This window comes from Pseudomonas sp. S35 (assembly GCF_009866765.1).
Lineage (GTDB): Bacteria > Pseudomonadota > Gammaproteobacteria > Pseudomonadales > Pseudomonadaceae > Aquipseudomonas.
In genome coordinates this window covers 2,175,084-2,194,201 of sequence record NZ_CP019431.1, presented here as the reverse complement: position 1 = coordinate 2,194,201, position 19,118 = coordinate 2,175,084, and the positions used below count along the sequence as shown (strand labels likewise).

The 19,118-nt window shown below is 53.8% G+C and carries 10 protein-coding genes and 3 pseudogenes; 4 read left to right on the top strand and 9 right to left on the bottom strand.

Annotated elements, in window-relative coordinates:
* Positions 1-981: 981 nt before the first annotated feature.
* Together PspS35_RS30230 and PspS35_RS10000 are read left to right on the top strand one after the other, a co-directional pair.
* Positions 982-1,200, top strand: coding sequence for a hypothetical protein (locus PspS35_RS30230; RefSeq protein WP_238786014.1), 219 nt, complete (start codon positions 982-984; stop codon positions 1,198-1,200).
* Between the two features lie 113 nt (positions 1,201-1,313).
* Positions 1,314-2,291: an IS66 family transposase gene (locus tag PspS35_RS10000; protein WP_238786012.1), complete on the top strand. Its 978-nt coding sequence runs from the start codon at positions 1,314-1,316 to the stop codon at positions 2,289-2,291.
* Between the two features lie 570 nt (positions 2,292-2,861).
* Here the strand turns inward: PspS35_RS10000 and PspS35_RS09995 are convergent.
* Positions 2,862-5,000, bottom strand: coding sequence for a methyl-accepting chemotaxis protein (locus PspS35_RS09995; protein WP_159934004.1), 2,139 nt, complete (start codon positions 4,998-5,000; stop codon positions 2,862-2,864).
* A gap of 577 nt (positions 5,001-5,577) precedes the next feature.
* Here PspS35_RS09995 and PspS35_RS09990 point away from each other — a divergent pair.
* A pseudogene (locus PspS35_RS09990) lies at positions 5,578-6,091 on the top strand (IS5 family transposase); the annotation flags it as partial.
* A 146-nt stretch (positions 6,092-6,237) separates the two neighbouring features.
* A pseudogene (locus PspS35_RS09985) lies at positions 6,238-6,405 on the top strand (helix-turn-helix domain-containing protein); the annotation flags it as partial.
* A 39-nt stretch (positions 6,406-6,444) separates the two neighbouring features.
* Here the strand turns inward: PspS35_RS09985 and PspS35_RS30225 are convergent.
* From PspS35_RS30225 to PspS35_RS09945, 8 genes and pseudogenes are all read right to left on the bottom strand, one after another.
* Positions 6,445-6,758, bottom strand: a pseudogene (locus PspS35_RS30225) (transposase); the annotation flags it as partial.
* Between the two features lie 183 nt (positions 6,759-6,941).
* Positions 6,942-7,343: a hypothetical protein gene (locus PspS35_RS09975; protein ID WP_159934000.1), complete on the bottom strand. Its 402-nt coding sequence runs from the start codon at positions 7,341-7,343 to the stop codon at positions 6,942-6,944.
* A 643-nt stretch (positions 7,344-7,986) separates the two neighbouring features.
* Positions 7,987-9,615, bottom strand: a complete 1,629-nt coding sequence (locus PspS35_RS09970) for a methyl-accepting chemotaxis protein (protein ID WP_159933998.1) — start codon at positions 9,613-9,615, stop codon at positions 7,987-7,989.
* Positions 9,616-9,923: 308 nt separating this feature from the next.
* Positions 9,924-12,566 (bottom strand): S8 family peptidase, encoded by a 2,643-nt coding sequence (locus PspS35_RS09965; protein WP_159933996.1) that lies wholly within the window; start codon positions 12,564-12,566, stop codon positions 9,924-9,926.
* Positions 12,567-13,890: 1,324 nt separating this feature from the next.
* Complete coding sequence (locus tag PspS35_RS09960) at positions 13,891-14,973, bottom strand: AraC family transcriptional regulator (RefSeq protein ID WP_159933994.1); 1,083 nt, start codon at positions 14,971-14,973, stop codon at positions 13,891-13,893.
* Positions 14,974-15,177: 204 nt separating this feature from the next.
* Positions 15,178-16,149, bottom strand: a complete 972-nt coding sequence (locus PspS35_RS09955; protein ID WP_159933992.1) for a transporter — start codon at positions 16,147-16,149, stop codon at positions 15,178-15,180.
* Positions 16,150-16,266: 117 nt separating this feature from the next.
* Positions 16,267-17,238 carry an amidohydrolase family protein gene (locus tag PspS35_RS09950; RefSeq protein WP_202982123.1) on the bottom strand — a complete coding sequence of 324 codons (972 nt, stop codon included), beginning with the start codon at positions 17,236-17,238 and terminating at the stop codon, positions 16,267-16,269.
* A 14-nt stretch (positions 17,239-17,252) separates the two neighbouring features.
* Positions 17,253-19,091, bottom strand: coding sequence for an FAD-dependent monooxygenase (locus PspS35_RS09945; RefSeq protein ID WP_159933990.1), 1,839 nt, complete (start codon positions 19,089-19,091; stop codon positions 17,253-17,255).
* Between the last annotated feature and the right edge of the window lie 27 nt (positions 19,092-19,118).

Sequence of the window (19,118 nt, the reverse complement as noted above, 5' to 3'; positions counted from 1 at the left end):
CCAAGTCGCATAGAGGAATCTAGAAGAGCAATTCTATATCCATTAGATGCCGTGGCAGTGCTGTCGTCTCGCAGATCTTTCTTGGTATGATCTTTTACCGATTGCCCACTCTCTCTTATGTGAGGCTGCGCAACGATTCAACCATAGTTCTTGGAAGTTATCGTGCCTTCTCGTATTCTGGAGTTTCACCGCTATAGCTGGCTAAATTACCTCCTACGGAGCTAGAGCATGACATAGACTTTTCTGTTCGGCAAAGGTTCGAGTAAGTCTGGATACGGCTTTAAGCCAGAATCAATTCCTTAGTTGCTGCGAGCTAGACAGTGTTGTAGAACCTCTTATAACCTGAAACTCCATTGTTTCCAGCGCTGTAATTCGCAGCCTGACAAGGTAAATAGTGGATTCATCATATGCTATTCGCACCCAATCTTCGTCCGTTACTTTAGCACGCAGTATCCATTCCGCATCATCCGACGTCTTTTTCTTAGGGGCTCGAAGCTCAATGAATCTGTCGCTCATGGATATGGACTCCGTACCTATCCGTTCTTGTACACATATCTAAAGCAGGGGATCTTTGGACAATGCATCGACCTTTGATCGTACAGTGTTTATCAATAATATGGCCGACTTGGAAAGCTGAAGTAACGCACCAATACTTGCCGTGCCCGCTGCCTCTAGGCGATAAATCCATCGCTGTTAAATGGCCAGCCTCGGATTCAGACGGCTGCGCGTGTTTTATTCGTGGCCTGGCCCCATGATTCGCAACGACTCCATTTGGCTCGCCACCCAGCCCATGGACATGCGTGCTGGCACTGACACGGCACTGGCCAGGATAGTTGCCGTGCTCGGTGCGGCGAAGCCGCACTGTGCCTATCTCTTCGCCAACCGCATGAAGATGGTGTGCTCTAAACCTGGCTTTTAGCTGTGACAGGAGGACTGTCTTGGTAAAATCCACGCATGATTTCGTTGCCCGATCTCGACCAAATGCCCCCTGAACAACTGCGCTCGCTGGCTGCGCAATTGATTTCCAAGGTCAACACCATGGACAGAAAAATCCATCGTGATGAGGCGATCATCGAGCAGCTCACTCACGAGATTGCCATTCTCAAGCGGCACAAGTTCGCCAAACGCAGCGAGCGGATCAGTCCGGCGCAAGGCCGCTTGCTGGATGACCTACTCGATACCGACCTCGAACTGAATTAAAGCACTTCATCCCGCCCTCGCGCAGGCAGAAACACGTCAGCAACCCAAGCGCGCGCCGCTGCCGCCGCAGTTCCCACGTACCGTCATTCGTCACGATCCAGAAAACACGCAGTGTGTCTGCGGTTGCCAACTCCAGCGCGTTGGTGAGGACGTCAGCGAGAAGCTGGACTACACGCCCCGGCGTGTTCACCGTCGAACAGCATGTTCGTGGGAAATGGGCCTGCCGGCAGTGCGAAACACTGATCCAGGCCCCCGTGCCGGCGCAGGTGATCGACAAGGGCATCCCCACTGCCGGCCTGCTGGCGCAAGTGATGCTGGCGAAATTCACCGGCCACCTGCCGCTCTATCGACAAGAAAAGATCTTCACCCATGCCGGCTTGACCATCCCGCGCTCGATACAGGCGCAGTGGCTGAGTCAAACCGGCGTGCAGCTTCAGCCCCTAGTTGATGCGCTGCGCGAAGTGGTGCTGGCCCAGCGCGTGGTTCACGCCGATGAAACGCCGGTACAAATGCTGGCGCCCGGCGAGAGGAAAACTCACCGCGCTTATGTCTGGGCCTACAGCACTACGCCGTTCTCGGCATTAAAGGCCGTGGTCTATGACTTCAGCCCCAGCCGTGCTGGCGAACATGCGCGTAATTTCTTGGGCACCTGGAACGGCAAGCTGGTCTGTGATGACTTTGCCGGCTACAAAGCCAGCTTTGAGCTGGGCATTACCGAGATCGGCTGCATGGCCCATGCACGCCGTAAGTTCTTTGACTTGCATGTAGCCAATAAAAGCCAATTGGCGGAGCAGGCGCTTCACTCGATTGGTGGGCTGTACGAAGTCGAGCGACACGCCAAGGAAATGAGCGATGAAGACCGTTGGCGACTACGTCAGGAGACGGCGGTGCCCATTGCTGAAAAACTGCATGAGTGGATGCTGGCGCAACGAGAACTTGTCCCAGAGGGCTCGGCTACCGCCAAGGCCCTGGATTACAGCCTTAAACGCTGGTTAGCGCTGGCGCGCTATCTAAAGAACGGTGCCGTACCCATCGACAACAACCAGATCGAGAACTTGATCCGGCCGTGGGCGCTTGGGCGGTCGAACTGATTGTTTGCCGGATCGCTACGCTGCGGAAAGCGGGTGGTAGCGATCATGAGTCTAATCCAGTCGGCACGGATGAATGGGCACAGCCAAGTGAACTCGGTAAAACTAGAGTTACAAGCGTTCGAGGATGGCTTTGAGGTGAGAAATATTTGTGGGAAAACTCACTATGCGAGAGGATTGAGTTTTCAACTGCATGTATGCAAATTCACCGTTGATGAACGTCAGATGCAAGTTTAGATTTTCAAGGACTCGGTGGAAACCAAGGCTAAATATAAGATCCGACTCACGACTTCAACTGCCTACCCGGTAGCCACGAAGAAGCAATGATGGCTGAGGAGCTTCTGTCCAAAGTCATAGAAAACATAAACGAAAATCGGCTCAACATGTATTGAGCAATAGAATTTAGTTTCGTCATCTAGAGATAAGGCCTCCCATCGTTGCTGGCGCAGCGCGCAAGTGAGATTGAACAACTACTGCCGCACCAGTGGATGCGTGTCTGATGTGCGCAAGGTGAATTCCCTTTCAGTTTCGGCGAGCCGTGTACGTTCAAGATGATTTAGAAGATAGGCGTTGTTACACGCGAAACTGATCCATTAACTTCATCTGATGATTGGCTAGTGAATTGAGCTGACTGCTGATGTGTGCCGATTCAGTGGCTTGCTCTGTCAGTATCTCGGTAACGCTGCGTATTGCTGAAACGTTACGGTTGACCTCCTCAGCTACAGCGCTCTGTTCTTCGGCCGCACTGGCTATCTGCAAGTTCATGTCGCTGATTACCGTCACCGCATTGCGGATCTTTCCAAGCGCTTCAACGGCTTGTTGAATCTGCCCCGCGTTGCTTTGTGCCTGGTTCTGGCTGGAATACATGATTGTTACTACGCCCCTAGTACTCGTCTGAATGCGCTCGATGACGGTGCGAATCTCCTCGACCGAGTCCTGCGTTCTCTTGGCCAGGTTGCGCACCTCATCGGCTACCACAGCAAAGCCTCGGCCACTTTCACCAGCGCGCGCCGCTTCGATAGCGGCGTTCAGCGCGAGCAAGTTAGTCTGTTCCGCAATACCGCGAATCACCTCAATTACCAAGCCAATTTGCTCGCTGTTAACAGCGAGGGTTTCCACTTCCGTCACTGCTCTGCTGACCTCATCGGCAAGATTGCTGATGTCGAGGGTGCTACGTTCAATGATGGTCACTCCTTCCTGAGCCGCCTGATCGGCGCCCCTCGCAGCATGTGCTGCGTTTGAAGCGCTGCTAGCGACATCATGCGCAGTCGCGCTCATTTCATTGGAAGCGGTTGCCACTTGATCAATTTCACGGAACTGTACTTGCATACCTTCGCTGGTTAGCCGAGCAACTTCCGAAGACTGAGCTGCGGTGCTGCGTGCATCTGTGATGCTTTGTTTGATCTGGGCAACGGTCGGCTGTAGCTTGTCCAGAAAACGGTTGAACCAATTTACAAGCTCTCCAAGTTCGTCCTTCTTAGTGTAGTGCAGCCGTTGCGTCAGGTCTCCATCGCCAGTGGCAATTGCTTTGAGAGTATTGGCAACAATATTGATGGGCCTAGTCACACCGGAAGCCGTAAGCCACATCAACAGCAGCCCAAGCACACCGGCACCGATGGCAGAGAGCAATGATTTGAGTGTGCCACTGGTTTGTGCATTGTTAAGCAAGGTCTGAAGCTTTAAAGAATCGGCGAGCAGAACTTGTTTGGGTAAATCAATCGATACCCCCCATGTGGGCGATTGCGGAACTGGGCTGAAGGGGTAGACCGCACGGATCGAGTTATTATTAGTGAGTAATTCAGCCGCATTATTTTCCAGTGTTTTCATGATGCTCTTGCCCTCTTCACCAAGAGCGTCGCCAATGTTCTTGGCGACTTGGCTTGCGTCGGCGCTATAAGCCGCGAGGATTCCGCTGGCAGACACAATCAGCACGTGGCCTGATCCATCAAACAGTTCTTTGTGAGCGCCAGTGGCGGATACTTGCAGCGAATCCAGAGAGATATCCACGCCAATTACGCCAATGACTTTACCATCAGCCATCAAGGGCACGGAAAGCGTTGTCATCAGTTGCAGCTTTCCTACCTGAAGATCGGCATAAGGAGGCATGAGGCAAGAGTGCCGAGTGTCGCGGGGACAGGTATACCACCTGTTATAGGGAACTCCACTAATGCTGAGTTCGGTTTTTTGCAAGTCACTTTCCGGAATCAAAATATTTACAGATTGACCGCTGCCACGGTTCCAGGAACTGGCAAAGCGCCCTCTCTCATTCGAGGCGCGAGCCACATCGTCAACAAACTCGCTGTCCCTGCCGTCCAAGGCATCAGGCTCATAAGCCGCCCAAATTGCCATCACGTTTGGGTTATGCTCAAAAACCGTTTTCAGATTTTGATTGAGCTCTTCGCGAAGAGCCGCTGGTGACAGGGCGCGCCGATTTGAGATGTTGCGTAAATCATTGGCTTGACCGGCTGCGGTGTTGATCAACAATAGGCCGGCGTCGAAGGTTCTTTGCAGCCTTGCGGCTTGCTCCGCGGCCCTGGCCAGCAGCAGCTTCTCAGTGCTCTCTGTCAGCATCTTACTACTTGAGGCACCGATTAAATGGTTGTTCTGGCTGCTTTGAAACAGGTTCATGCCGACGATCAGGCCGATTACGCCGAGTAAGCACAAGCCGGATAAGATTACGATTTTCAAGCGGATAGAGAGTGCGGTGAGCATATGGCTACCTAAAAGGAATGGCTTGTAGATCGTTTAGTCCGTTGTTCATACTCGTTAACTTTCCTGTTATTCCGTTGTCGGCCTCAATGATATTTTCATGAGGCCAAGATCAAGCAATAATGATGGCCAACTGACGACTGGTAGCTTCATGTCGTTCCATGGCGGTCTTTCGGATGCAAGTATCGAGTCATTTTTTCCGATAAGCGGGTTGGAGATATTACGCTAATAGCCATGGCAAGCTGCGAGTCAGGATGAGTACGTTTATGTAATTCGCTATGCGGTGCTAGAGCGAGTTTTTGTTGTAGGCTGATCATGTGCAGTTGACGCGGAGAGATAAATTAGTAATTTTGTTGCTATAGACCTTAAAAAACAGTGCTCGCTTGCACGTCGGAAAGTCGCCTTGCACGGAGATGTCAGCGGAGACCGGTTCGCAAGGGCCGGGTCGAACAAATAGCTTGGCGCTGCGGAAATAGTGAAGAAGCGAAGCCAAGGGAAACACGATAGGCCTCCCGCCCCAGACACAGAGCCGGATCAGTTGCGAGTCGATAAGACTTGAAGCTGTACGTGAAGCAGCCTGAATGCCTGGTCCGCGTCAGGTAAGTGGCTCAAGGTTTTTCAGGCGCTGGTGGCTAAACCGGACATGGAATGGATTTTCATTGATGCCAGCTATGCCAAGGCCCACCAGCACAGTGCAGATGCTGCCGGTGGCAAGGATGAGGCAGTAGGGAAAGCCGAGCCCGCAACACCAGCATGATCCACTTGACTGTAGATGCCCGCGGACTGCCAATCGCGGTTGAAGTCACTGGAGGCCAGATCAACGATCTGTGCGCCCAGGCGTGCGCGCTGATTGCCAAGGTAGCTGCCGCAGAAATAATCATTGCGGACAAAAGCTATGACAGTGAGGTCATCGGGAACACGTTGAACAGCAAGGTGCCAAAGCTGTAATTCCGGGAAAGCGCAACTCCGCGAAAGGCAACGCGGATCTGGATAGAAGGCTTTATCGCAACCGGCCTTTGGTAGAAAACGCCTTCGCCCGGCTGGAGCATTACCGGGCGGTCGCATCTCGCTTCGACAAGCTCAAGCGAAATTAAGAAGGCGTAGTGGCTATGGCCTGCGTCTTCCTATGGCTACCCATGTGAAACGGGAATAGCCTCTAGTGTGCTGTTCTCGAAAAACTTTTCTTAGATCTTGGCTATACGCTCCCTGTCATTCAGCACTTGGGGGAACGCAAGTGAACGCCCGAGTGATTCTGCTGGCAGCTCAAGGTTGTTCGCGGATAGAAACCGCTCTCTTGACCAATTTCTCACTCACAACAATCACCCGTTGGTGCCTGGGCTTTCAAACGCTACGATTGGATGGTTTGCTCGACAAGCCGGGGCATGGGTGCACACGTCCTAGCTGGCTGAAGCTGTATATCGTGGCAAAATCGCGTCAGCGGCAACACTCGTACTGAAGTGGAGTCAATCATCCGGGTCTCCAGATCAATTATTCCATGCTCGTTGAGCTTGAAGTAAGCCGCTGGAGCATCTAGTCAAACGCTCTGCGATTGCGCCAGTCACGAAAGCGTTGATAAACGGTTGACTATGAACCAACGCGTTCAGGCATATCGCACCAAGCAGCGCCAGAGCAGAGCACCCGAAGGACGCCGTTGAGCATCAAGCGATCATCTATTCGTGGGCGCCCGCTGCGGCGGGGCTCATAGGAGATATCTGCACGCAAATCCCAGGCTGCGTCGGGGAATTCGTACAGTTTGGCCATCGTGGACTCCCGCCTTTATGGTCGCGGACCTTTACTGAATATCGAGGCCCGCGGACGCCAAAATGGTTTCCGCTTATTTCGTAGAGTTCCTAGCAAAAAAATACACTAACTAAAAACCAACAAATGGTGAGAGTGACATATTTAAAATTTCAATTATTTATTAAAATTCGATTACCCAAATCTTTAATTGATGTTCTGCCGAAAAGATTCTACCTGCAACTTAAAATCTTCAAGCTGCAATAAGCATTGAGAGAACAAAGTCGAAAAAAGGCTTCCCTCGACTTCGCCTCCTACTAAATCGACCTCTTCAGCTATCATATTTAGACAGGTATCGATTTTATTCGAAAGAAGACTCAACTCCTTAAAAGCTAAATCTCTCATACTATCAATTTCTACAGCCAAAATGTAAAGCTGACCCTCTAAGCTTTCTAGGCCTGATTTATCAAAATTACGGACATCACGGGCCAGAACAGACATTTTCTGTTCAGTGAGCCGTATCGTCTGGATAAGCCCGGCAACGGACTTAAGAATCACCTCTTGACTCTCCTTAAGCACTTGAATTGACTCAATTAATCTATATTGCATCTCAACAATTCCCTCTCGTTTTTATTGTAACTATAGCCCCAGAGCTACCATCCCTAAAAAAATGCCACCATAAAAAATCATCGTTTGCTCCGATTGTTTTGCCAGCCTTCAAGCACACAAACTCAGTCGTTCATAGCAAAGCACACATCAATGACTTACTTTAAATCTCTTTGTGGCGGTACAGGGAATACATATAATTCGACGTAACGTAACGAGTATCGAAGGAACAACAACAAAAACTTTTATCAGGAACCCTGCCTTATCTAAGGATGCTTGCAAATCAGCATTGAGAGAATGTCCATCCTGAGCATTATTTGATATATAACCAATCCCAAACCATCACCGGCCTCTCACACGGGGGAGAATCATCTCGGACAGACACCAGCTTAGTGATCATCCGCATTTAAAAATGCAAAGCTCTAATCTGATTGGTTAATTTTTTACCGACTCTATTTATTCCAGCGAAATTAACAGTAATTGCAAAGGCTGGACATCATTATCACCCGTTCACTTTCGAATTATCAACAAACCACATCGGCAACCCGTAATCCATAGAGGTATCAGCGTGGCTAAGAATTACTTATTTTAATATAAGCAGAAGAAACCTTTTAAATTACTATTGCGAAAGCAACGTTCTGGACGTTCAAACCTTGAATTTTGCAACCAGTCGACTTAGCTCAACGGCTAAGCTAGAAAGTTCAGCACTGGCCACAGACGTCTGTCGTGAACCTGCCGCCGACTGGATAGAAAGATCGCGTATGCTGACCAAATTTGCGTCAACTTGCCTTGCGACCTGCGACTGTTCTTCAGAGGCTGTTGCTATCTGTACATTACGGTCGTTGATATGCTCAATCGACTCAGTTATTTCCGCGAGTGCTAATCCCGCCGACTGAGCCAGCGCTAACGTTTTGCCTGCTTGATGGCTAGTCTGGTTCATGGACGTTACTGCGTCAGTAGAACTCGTCTGAATGGTGAGAATCATTTTTTCAATTTCGCTTGTCGACAACTGGGTGCGATGAGCAAGCGCCCTAACTTCATCTGCCACCACGGCAAACCCTCGGCCAGCCTCCCCGGCACGCGCAGCCTCAATCGCGGCATTAAGCGCTAGCAGATTAGTTTGCTGGGCGACTGAGCGGATGACATCAAGCACTCCACTAATATCCGTTGCCATCTCTGCTAGACCGCGCACGTTAACCGAGGTCGACTCAACGTTATCTACCATGATATTAATCGCAACCACCGTCTCATTTACCTTACCTCTACCGGCGATTGCCGTCTCTGCAGTGCTCGAGGCTGCACTGGAGGCCTCCGCTGCATTACTCGCAACTTCGTCCACGGCCGAACTCATCTCGTTCACTGCGGTCGCCGCCATCTCTATCTCATTATTCTGACGAATTAATCCCTGAGAGGCGTCTTCCGTGACGGCATGCATTTCCTCTGCAGTTGCTGCTAATTGGGTTGAAGAATCACCTATCTGAATAATGGCACTACGCAGATTACCCTGCATTTTTGATAACGCGTCAAGGAGTCGCCCCATTTCATCAGTACCATCAGGGTATATATCATGACTAAAATCGTTAGTCGCAATACGTTCAGCAATCATTAGGGACTTGAGCAATGGAGTCGTTATGCTTTTGGTATAGAACCAGGCTAGAGTGATAGTAGCGATTAAAGAAACAATAATGAATGAGCTGGCCAAAACTATCATTCGATTATAAGCTTCTTCGGCTTCGTCGCCAGCCGCTTCCGCCTTCATGTCATTAACTTTTTTCAACGCCTCAATATTCCCTGCAACAATACGAGAGACATTTCTTACTTCGCTATTCGTAAAGTTAATCGCCTCGCTGAAATTCTTGGCATCTATCAAAGCCATATACTTCACTTGAATATTATTGAATTTCTCGAATGATTCCGCGAGACTATTAATTGCGGCCAGGCCTTCGGGCGTGACGATAAGATGAGATAAGCTATCCATGCTTTGCTGGATCAACAATTGAGATCTAATTAGATCTTTCTTGTCGCCCGCTCTTACGGAATCATCCTCGCCTGCATTACGTAATTTACTGTTGCTATTACGCACACTTACAAATTCGCGATCAAGTACACCTAAGACTTTGAAGCTAGGAATAATATTCGTCTCTATCTTTTTTTCAGCACTATTCAAAATCGAAGCCTGCTGTATTGCAAAAATTCCTAGCAAGACGATTAGAATGCAAAAAAAACCAAAACAGAGCGCAGAACGAGCAGCTAATTTCAATTTTCGTAAACTCACGGCACGCACCTCAAGATTAGGATATAATTATTATTTCGGCCAATTATTAAAACACTTTAGCCTCAAAGAAATTTTTCAACGACCAATACCCCTGCATAGGATGCTGTCTTATAGGAAAATCCTGAAAAAGACTTCCTGATTTGGCAAAATCCCCGGACACCAATTGCCGAGTTTTTCAATAAAGCAAATGACCTTCGTCGATGCCGAGTGAGCCGGGAAGCGCAAGCAGACTCTAAAGAATTGCTCATGATCGAGATGGATTGTGTCATGCAAATGTTCCAGCAGCGCCGTCCCTGCGCTGCTGCAGGCTAATATTGCAGTCGGGCATTGAGCAGTAACAGAGTGCCGTCATTGCCGGCCTGGTTGGCGTAATCCTCTACGCGCAGCAGGCTGCCTTTGAAGGAAAGCGGCAGCATAGGCAGGTCGTAGCGAAAAAAGGCTTCATACTCCATGTGGTGCCCGTCGGGCTTGAGGCTCAGGTCGACACTTTTCCAGGCCACGCTGTTGTCGGCATTGAGGCCGGTGGGCAGCTGAGTTGATAGCGTGCTGTTCTTAAGACGCAACGGCTGGTAGGCGAGGGCCCCGACTTGTAGCCCCTTGGCTGGTTGAACGTTGATGCCTAGGGTGAAGCTATTACTGATCAAGGTACTGCCCTCGGCCCAGCCTTTGCCGCGCACCTGGCTGCGCCCGCTGTTATAGCGTCCATAGACCTGCCAATGCTCGCTCAATGGCATGCTCAGGTTTAGGCCGTGGAACAGGGTACGGGTATTTCCACCGCCGAGCAGGGTCTCGCTCTGCGAGCCGAGCAGGCGCTGTTGCTCGTTGAGCACACCCATCTGCCAGCTGGCGACCACACCGTTGTCAGCCATGTACGCAAGTTCGGTCTGTATGCTCTGTTGCTTTTCGCTGGCAGGCTTGTCGGCAAAGCGCTCGGCGGCTCGTGCCGTTTGGACTTGCACGCTGCTCTGCCATTGCTGGCCTATTTTCTGGTGCAGACCGACTCCGCTGGCCTGTTCGCCCTGACTCAGATAGGGATTGCTCAGCGCGCCGGTGACACTGGTGTTGGCCAAGTTAGGTTGCAGGCGAGCCAGGCCCTGGTTCCATGACGGGTCGCTATTCACCGTGGCGCTGAATGCGACCTGAGGGCTTACGGTCTGCCAGGAATGAATCTGGCCGACAGCATCCAGCCCGGAGCCTTCACTACCGGCACTGTAATCGATGGTCAGACCGTCTTTGCTGGAATGGCGCTGCATGTTGCCTTGCTGTTCCAGGCGGCCAAGGTAGTCGCCGGTATCAATACGTGAATATTGGTCGTTCTGCTTGCTCGCCAGGAGATCACCTTTGACCACGAATGGCGTGTCGAGGCTGTCCTTGAGCACCAGATCGACCTTGGCCAGCGATGCCCTTACGGCGCCGCCCATGACCGAGCTTTCGGCAATCGCCGAGCGGCTCGAGGCGATGATTTCGCCGCTGCTCGTCTCGACCATCAACATGCCGATGGGCTCGCTGGCAGCACGCAGATCCATCACCCCTTGGCCGTAGATATCCTGGTCGGCGTACGCGCCCTGTTTATTCGCCGAGGTCAGCAGGCGTTGCACGATCTGCTTAGGGGACAGTGTGGGAAAAAGTTCCATCAGAACCGCCAGCCCGCCACTAACCTGGGGCGCGGCGATGGAAGTACCGGACACCTCGCGGACGCCCCCGTTCTCTGACACAGGAATCTGCCAGGGCGCGGCAATGCACCATTCCTTGGCTGCACCACAACGGTTCGAGCCACCGGCGATATTTCCGGTAGTGGTGGTCCAAGTATCGACCCCGGCCACCGCCAGCCACTGGCCTTTCAGCCCAGGCACATCCAGTGGCATCAGCGCCTGTGCGCTAGGTTGCGCCAAGCCCTGGTTGCCAGTCCCGAAGACATAAATAATGCCAGCATCGACGCCGCGCTGATAAATGGGGCCGGCCTGGTATTTTCTGTGCTCGATGCTCCAATCTGCAACCCAACTATTATTAGACACCTTCGCCCCATACTGGATTTCCCGACTGACACGGTCGTGGTCGCTGAGAATCAGACTGCCATTGCCGCCCATCGCGATGAGGGGGAGCAATTTTGCTCCATAGGCAACGCCATGAGTGGATATGCCATTGCGCTCGGCTGCAGCAGCCTTAGCCACTAACGTGCCATGGTCGGAGGTGTCGCGCATTGCTTCGCCATTATCGCGTACATGATTGCCGCCGGGAGCTATTTGGTTACGCAGTTCTACATCGTTAATGTCTAAACCCGTGTCGTTAATGGAGATTATTACACCCTTGCCGCTGGCACCTCGTGCGTAGGCGTATTCAACACCCATTGCCCTCAAGTGGCGGCCGTTGTTGAATTCCGCGCTACGAAAGTCTTCCGGTTGCGGCGTGGGTTGGAGAACCGGTGGCGCCTCGGGTTCGGGCGTCGGCTCGTGTTTAGGGGTTGGTTCGGGTTCGGGCTTTGGTTGCGGCACGGGAGCCGGTTCGGGATGGTTAGGTGCCTTTGTGTGGCTCCCGCGCCCACTGCTGCTCCCCGACTGAGCATGAATTGCTTTAGACGCCGCGGCTGTGATAATGGTGCCGACCACCACCATGCCGGTCTTGCTCTTGAGCCAGCTAGCGACTTCTTTATCACTGGCCTTCGATATATCTGCCAGCAGTCGCTGTCGTTGTGGAGACGCATCCTGAGCGAGAAAACGGATCAGATCTTCGCGATATTCGGGGAAAATCTCCAGCGTCGGCTCAAGTTGCAGGCGCAGAGCCGCGTCCGACAGTTCGTAAAGCCGCACGAACTCACGGGCAATTTCGGGCATCAGGTGTTGAGGCGGCTGCGGCGCAGCACAGGCACCGCTCACGCCGCCGCCCCCCAGTACGGCGGTGAGCACCAACGCCAGGGAACTATTTGTCAGCCCCTTTTTTTCGCCGTTACACATTGCCGCCACCTCATGAGTGGAGTTTCGAGGAAAATCCGGAGCAAGGCTCGATCCATTTGATAGAACGCAGGTGTTAATCATATTTTGCACTGCCGCGGCAGCTCCCAGTTTTATCTATGCGAAAAAATCATTCGATATCCCAATGGGCCTGCGACGGACTCGAGCGCGCAATGCCAAGCATCCACTGAAGAGCGCGACTCAGAATGGTGATATATATTAAGGGTGATTGTTAGTATGTAATCCGGTAAGCAAGAAGCTTAATAGATCAAAAACAACCTTGGATAGCAGTTTTTTTGTTGACAACAACAATAAAAAACATATTCACCACTTAGCTTAACTCTTCATAATTCAGTAATAATCAATCGTGATGCTCGGGGCGAAAATTTTCAGATCAATCCAAAGTTCGATTAGCTTACTTGCAGGCGTTGGCGTGTCGCTGCAGTAGCAGCGCTGCTGATACAGGTTTGCTAGCGGGGCAACAAACTCAGCAAACAATAGAGTCTCGCACCCGAACGCTGATAAATCGGATGATTGAACGCAGTTTGGTTGCACTCAGCCAACTCCAATGCAGCTGACTTCAAGCCCAACTCCAATTGCCACTTTTGATTGCTGCCGATATCGTTCGCGTCAGCGCTCTATCTGGCAAGACTGGTCAGCCAATCGTAAGCCTGACACGTGCCGAATTAATCGATATAGCTCGAGAAACCCTAAATGAAAATGCGTAGTTGGCGAACATGTGTGTGAATTCTTTCAAGGCGCTAGAAGATATTGCTGAACAGTAATTCGTTTATCTGGGACTGAGGTTCGAACAAGAGAACCCAAACATCCTTACGCGGCTCGGGAAGAACAAATGGGTTATGGGGCCACGCATCCAATACCACAACACGTAACTCTTGATCACTGATTTCAGGGCTGGTATGGTGCTCGACACCCTGTAGATCAACTCGACTACTCCGATAGCTAGAATAAGTTTTAACGCGAATAAATTTCTCAATGTTTCCTGCATCCGCCCAAGTTGTTTTCACAACATCGTTGATCGTAATTCACCTTGGTAATTTTTAACGTAATGCCTTTACTCTGTTTATGCTGAGCTTGTTCTGCGCGGCACAGTCGCGAAGGGAAAGCATGCTTGTACCGGAAGATAGGCGACCCATGGTGATCGCATCGGAAATTTCATCGGCCAAGCGTCTGTAGAGATATGATCGCTCAACGGACTGCTTTCGGTCGGTCGTTCAGCATCTATGAAATAACGCGTGGTTCAGAGAACAGCCGCACCAGACGGATATCGGCTCGGGCGGCTAGCCGACGCTCATTTGCGAACTAACTATGAGACAGAAGTAGCAGCATCCCTCACCGCTCCAGGCGTCAGACCGCACCACTTGCGGAAAGCACGGTTGAATGCGGCTTCAGAACTGTAGTTGGAACGCTCAGCGATTGACGCAATGCTCAGCGTGGTCTCGGTCAACATCTCGCTGGCCCGAGCCAGGCGCACGTGGGAGACGAAGTGCCGCGGCGACATACCGACCGAGGCCGTGAAGCGGCTGTTTAGCGCCGAGCGGCAAATATGGGCGATCTCGACCAAGTCGTGTAAATCCCAGTCCTTGTGAGGTTCCTTGAGCACTGCCGAAATTACCCGAGCGACAGCGGGATCGGCCAGTCCCTTGTAGATAGGCCCCGTATCCGGTTGTGAAGTGGCCTCCTTCAGAGCAATGGTCAGCAACGCCTCGGCTAGGCGGATAGCAGCAGGTTGGGTGACGTACTGGCTGGCTCGCTGCACATCGAGCTCTTCGTGGATAGCATTGAGAAATGAACGATGCTTGTCGGCAAACCCCTTGAGCAGCATCGGCCCCGGCAAGCCGTTGATCAGAGCGCCTGAGGTTTGCTTGTCGACGAACATGATGACCATGCGCAGCTCGAACAACTCACCGCCGCCGCCATAGTTCACCTGCTGATTGAGCAAAAGACCAAGTGAAGGTTGGCCTTGGGCGTCTGTTACATGAGGCTCCACCTGCTTGGCCATTAGGTCACGAATGTCAATGCAAGGCGTATGCTCCGGCGCCATGATTCGATGATGTGTATGAAAGGGCAGCACCAGCATATCGCCCTGGCAGAAATTCATAGACTTCACCGGCGCGTCGAACGAAACGACGCACTGCCCTCGGTGGGCCTCGTAGATCACGAAGGTGTCCGCGCCGTAACGGACATCTACACCAAAGGGAGCGGTCAGATTGGCATAGCCCGGCACGGCAGCGGACAGTCGAATGGAGCGCAGGAGATGATCGAATGCTTCCGAAGGCAGGTAACGCGCCGGATTGGAAAGCGACCACATGACCTCGTCGCGGTACTTGAAGAGTCCTTGATCAAGCGTTATCGGATCCTGAGCAATAGCATTGGCTAGCTGAGACATACGCTTTCTCCAGCTGCGACAGCAGCGAGGCATCAAGTGCCTGTTTATTATTGTTACGTCAAACTAACGCACCGCCGCAAAGGCGTCCATCAGCTTTTCAGCGATACGCTCCTCCGATGTCCATGGAAAAAGTCGCCAGGCACGCGCACGACAAAGCCGGCGACTGTGGCACCGGCTTTGTCGAGAAACGTGGCGCAGATGGCCTCAGAAGACTTTCCAACCCATGATCATCACCAGGCTGTAACCTGAGAAGGTGTTTTCTGCATCGTAATTGGCAGCCGCTTTTACCTTGAGTTGGCTACCGAGGCTCGGCAGAAACACGCTGACCACCGGACCGACCGAACCTGACGAGAACTTGCTGTCATTGGTTCGCAGACCATTGGGCAGCTTGTCACCGTCTATCTGTTTGGCTTGCTGCCCGGCGAGACCGACCTGCCAATTTCCATAACGCTCGGTAATCGCCCAATCCACGTTGACCACTGTCCCGGCGTCGAAATCGGTGTCACGGTTTTTTTGCGGCATCGAGTAAAACAGCCGAGCGCTGAATTCGGTGCCATCGCCCCCCAACGAATACTTCGGACCGGTCAGGTAGCTCACGGCCAGGTTCGGCGAAACGATCCAAGTGTTGCCACCGGTATTGACCGGTTCGTGCTTGTCATAGCGTCCCGTGGGCATGGTAACGCCAAGGCCACCACCGACGGTAAGGCCGTACGGCAACGGCGCCAGTCCGGGGTTACCCGCCTCGCCCCCGCCCAAGTATTTACTCCAAAAAAACAGGTCGCTGTAGATATCGGCGGTGCCCGAACTGCAATGGCGCTCACCAAAACGAATGCAGCGGCGACCGTAGCCGAACTGTGCCGAGGTAGCGATGTTGCCGCCGAAGATCTTGGTGTCGTAGACGTAGTTGAATCCGACCACGCCCGCCGACGCATCGAAACCGGTGTCGAGCGGCACCTTGTCACCGTTGACGTCCCGAAAGTCGTCGGAGGTCACGCCGATGTAACCGGCGCCCATATAAAGTCCTGGCTGCGGGGGCAGATAAGCGGCGCCGATGTCGGTCCCCCCGATGGGGCCACCATAGACGGCTGTCTCGCCGGCCAGCGCGGTGCTCATCATGAAGGCGGCCGTCAGCCCAGCCAAAGCAGGAACGAAACGTAGTGTGGGTTGTACACGCATGGAAGTTGCCTCGATTATTATTGTTGTTTTTGTTGCAACGGTCACCGGCATTGGAGACCAACAGCGAAGCGTCGTGAAACACCTCGCTACAGCTTGCCCGGTATCGTTAACCGCCCGTTATTGCGCGTCTTGGATCCTCAGTGCGGCTTTTGGGAATAACGCCAAGGCATTGCGGCCGATCTGCTCAATCTGCTCGCGCCGTAGCCCGCTGAACGCCAGCAACTGCTCAATATTGACGATGGCCGTGTGCTCGGTCGTGCAGGGTGCTCCGCAATCCGAGCCGTACACCAAGTGTTCGGCGCATGTCATCGCAAGACCCGCCGACAGGCTCTGCTGTGATCCGGTCATCGCGGTGTCCAGGTACAGCGCCGCCAGTTGCTCGCGCATCTCCTTCTGCGATATTCGCTGCGGGTTAGGCACCCAAGACTCATTGCCGAGCAGAATCAGACGTCCCGACAACGCCGGCAGCGCACCTCCACAATGGGCGAGGATGAAGCGGATCGACGGGTAGCGCCTGAACACCTCGGCATAGAGCATGTCGGTGATAACGCTGGCGGTCTGGTAGGCGACCTCCAGCAATACGCCGGGTCGGGAGAACTGCCCCGGTACGGCGTGGTCAGGGTGTACGAATACCACCGCTGCGCGCTCATCGAGCGCGGCCCAAAGCGATTCCAGGCGCGGATCGGAGAGGAATACGCCGTTGTACTGGCAGTACACCGCAAACCCATCGGCATCCAAGGCTTCGGCCCGGGCCAGTTCCCGCAGGGCGGCCTCGGCATCGTCGGTGGGCAGGCCGGCCAGCAGGCCGAAACGAGCCGGGTGTCGGGCTACCCATTCGGCGCCGTAGCGGTTGCTCGCTTCCAGCGCCGCATGGTTGGTCGGCACCGAGCTGAGCATCTGCATGCTGATGCCGACCTTGTCCATGTAGGCAAGACGCTCGTCCAGCGACCAGTCCGGTGGCTGCTCACCAGACCAATGATCCTGTTGCAGGGCCTGCCACATCGCCGAGCGTTGTTCGACCGAGCGCGGCGGGCTGAAGTGCGCGTGGACATCGATCCAAGCGTCGACCAAGGTTTTACTGCTCATCATCAGGCTCTCCAGGTTCAACCGTGCGCTGCGAGCGCAAGGTCAGGGCGCTGCAGCAACTGCTCGCTATCCGACGCATGCGCCGTATCGAGCAATTGCGCCATGACCGACGGTAATTGCGCGGCGCCGGCCGAGCTCTGCGCGCGCCAGGCAACATGCCCGTCCGGCCTGACCAGGACGGCGCCATCGCTACCCGTACCGCGCATACGCGCCCAATAGCCCAGGGGATCACGCACGGCGCCAAAACGGCTATCGATCTGTATGACGTTCAGCTGCACACCGGTGTCGAGCAGGACGGCTTGCGCCGCCTCGAACCAGGCACTGCCGCCGCGGCCGGTGAGCAGTACGAACTGACCGCGTCCGACCAGATCCAGCGTGGAGATACGTCGCCGCCCCTTCTCGACCCATGCGTGCGGCAGACGCGCGCCAGGCCAGGTCGTTGGTGTGTAGGCAACGTCAGGATGGCCATCAACTTGCGGCTCCGGCGAACCGTCGTCCACCCGCGCGCCAGCCCGATAGCGATAGCCCAACTCGATCCCCAAGGCGTTAAAAGCAGGGTTCAGCACTTCCTGTTTGAGCCGTTCGAAACCGGCCCGGCGGGCATCACCTTCCGGGCTATCCTCATGCAGTTGGAGCAGGGAACGCTTGACCTCGTCCGGCGTGGCGCCAGGGCTGACACCCAGGAACTCGGAATAGAAGCGGCCCCAGAAGCCCATTGCCGAATCCCAGGCACGGTTGACGATACGCTCGCCCACCGGCTGGCGCTCCAGTTCGTAGCTCTGAAGCAGTTCGGGCCCGGCTTTGCCCTCCAACAGGAGTTTGAGTTTCCAGGCCAGGTTGTAGCCGTCAGCCACCGACGTGTTGGAACCGAGGCCGTTCATCGGAGGATGACGATGGACTGCGTCGCCCATGCACCACACCCGCCCTTCGCCGTAGCGGGTGGCCCACATTTTATTCATAGTCCAGCGCGACACCCCCTTGATCACGATGTCCACGGTGCTGTCACCGATAGCGGATTGCACCCGGTTGCGCAGGGCCTCGGCATCGCCATCGAAGGTCATGCCAGGCGGCATGTTCCAGCCGGCGATCCACTCGTCCCAGGGGGCGACGTTGACAAAGGTTGCTCCGTTATGCATGTCGGTAGACCAGAACATGGTGCCCGGACGATGAGCGCAATAACGCGCCAGATCCCCCTTGAACCAGACGTAGATGACCTCCCCGATCCCCGCATCGCCGCCTACGCCCATCTGCCCTTCGAACGGCAGGGCCAGCTGCTGGGCCACCTTGCTGCGCGCACCGTCCGCCCCGAGCAGGTAATCGGCACGTACCGTGTAGCTCACGCCACTGTCTACTTCGACAACCGTTGCAGTTACGCCTTGCGCATCCTGCACAAAGGACTCGAGCTTGTGACTGAAGCGAAGATCGGCGACACCCGCGTCCTCGATGGCCTCGATCAACACCGGCTCCATGATGTTCTGCGAGATATTGCACATGCCGCAGGGGCTCGCTTGAGCGTAACGTGCAGCGTGTTCTTCCCCGGCGCCCCATGCTTCGGAGCGATACACTTCCGGGCCTGCCATGGTGGTGATCCAGGCGTTGCTCCACATGCCCTCTGCTGGAGTCGCCTTGGCTTTCACCGCCTCTTCGATGCCGAGGTCGCGGAAGATTTCCATGGTGCGCTGATTGGTGATGTGCGCACGTGGTGTATGGGCGGCCCCAGGAAACATCTCCAGGAGAATATGTGGAACACCATATCGACTGAGCGCCAGGGAGAGGGTCAGCCCCGCCGGGCCGGCCCCCGCGATCAGAACGGGTGTACGCAAGTCGTACGGAGCCTTCACGGTAGAATTGTTCATTACCGAGTTCCTATTCATTTTGTTGTT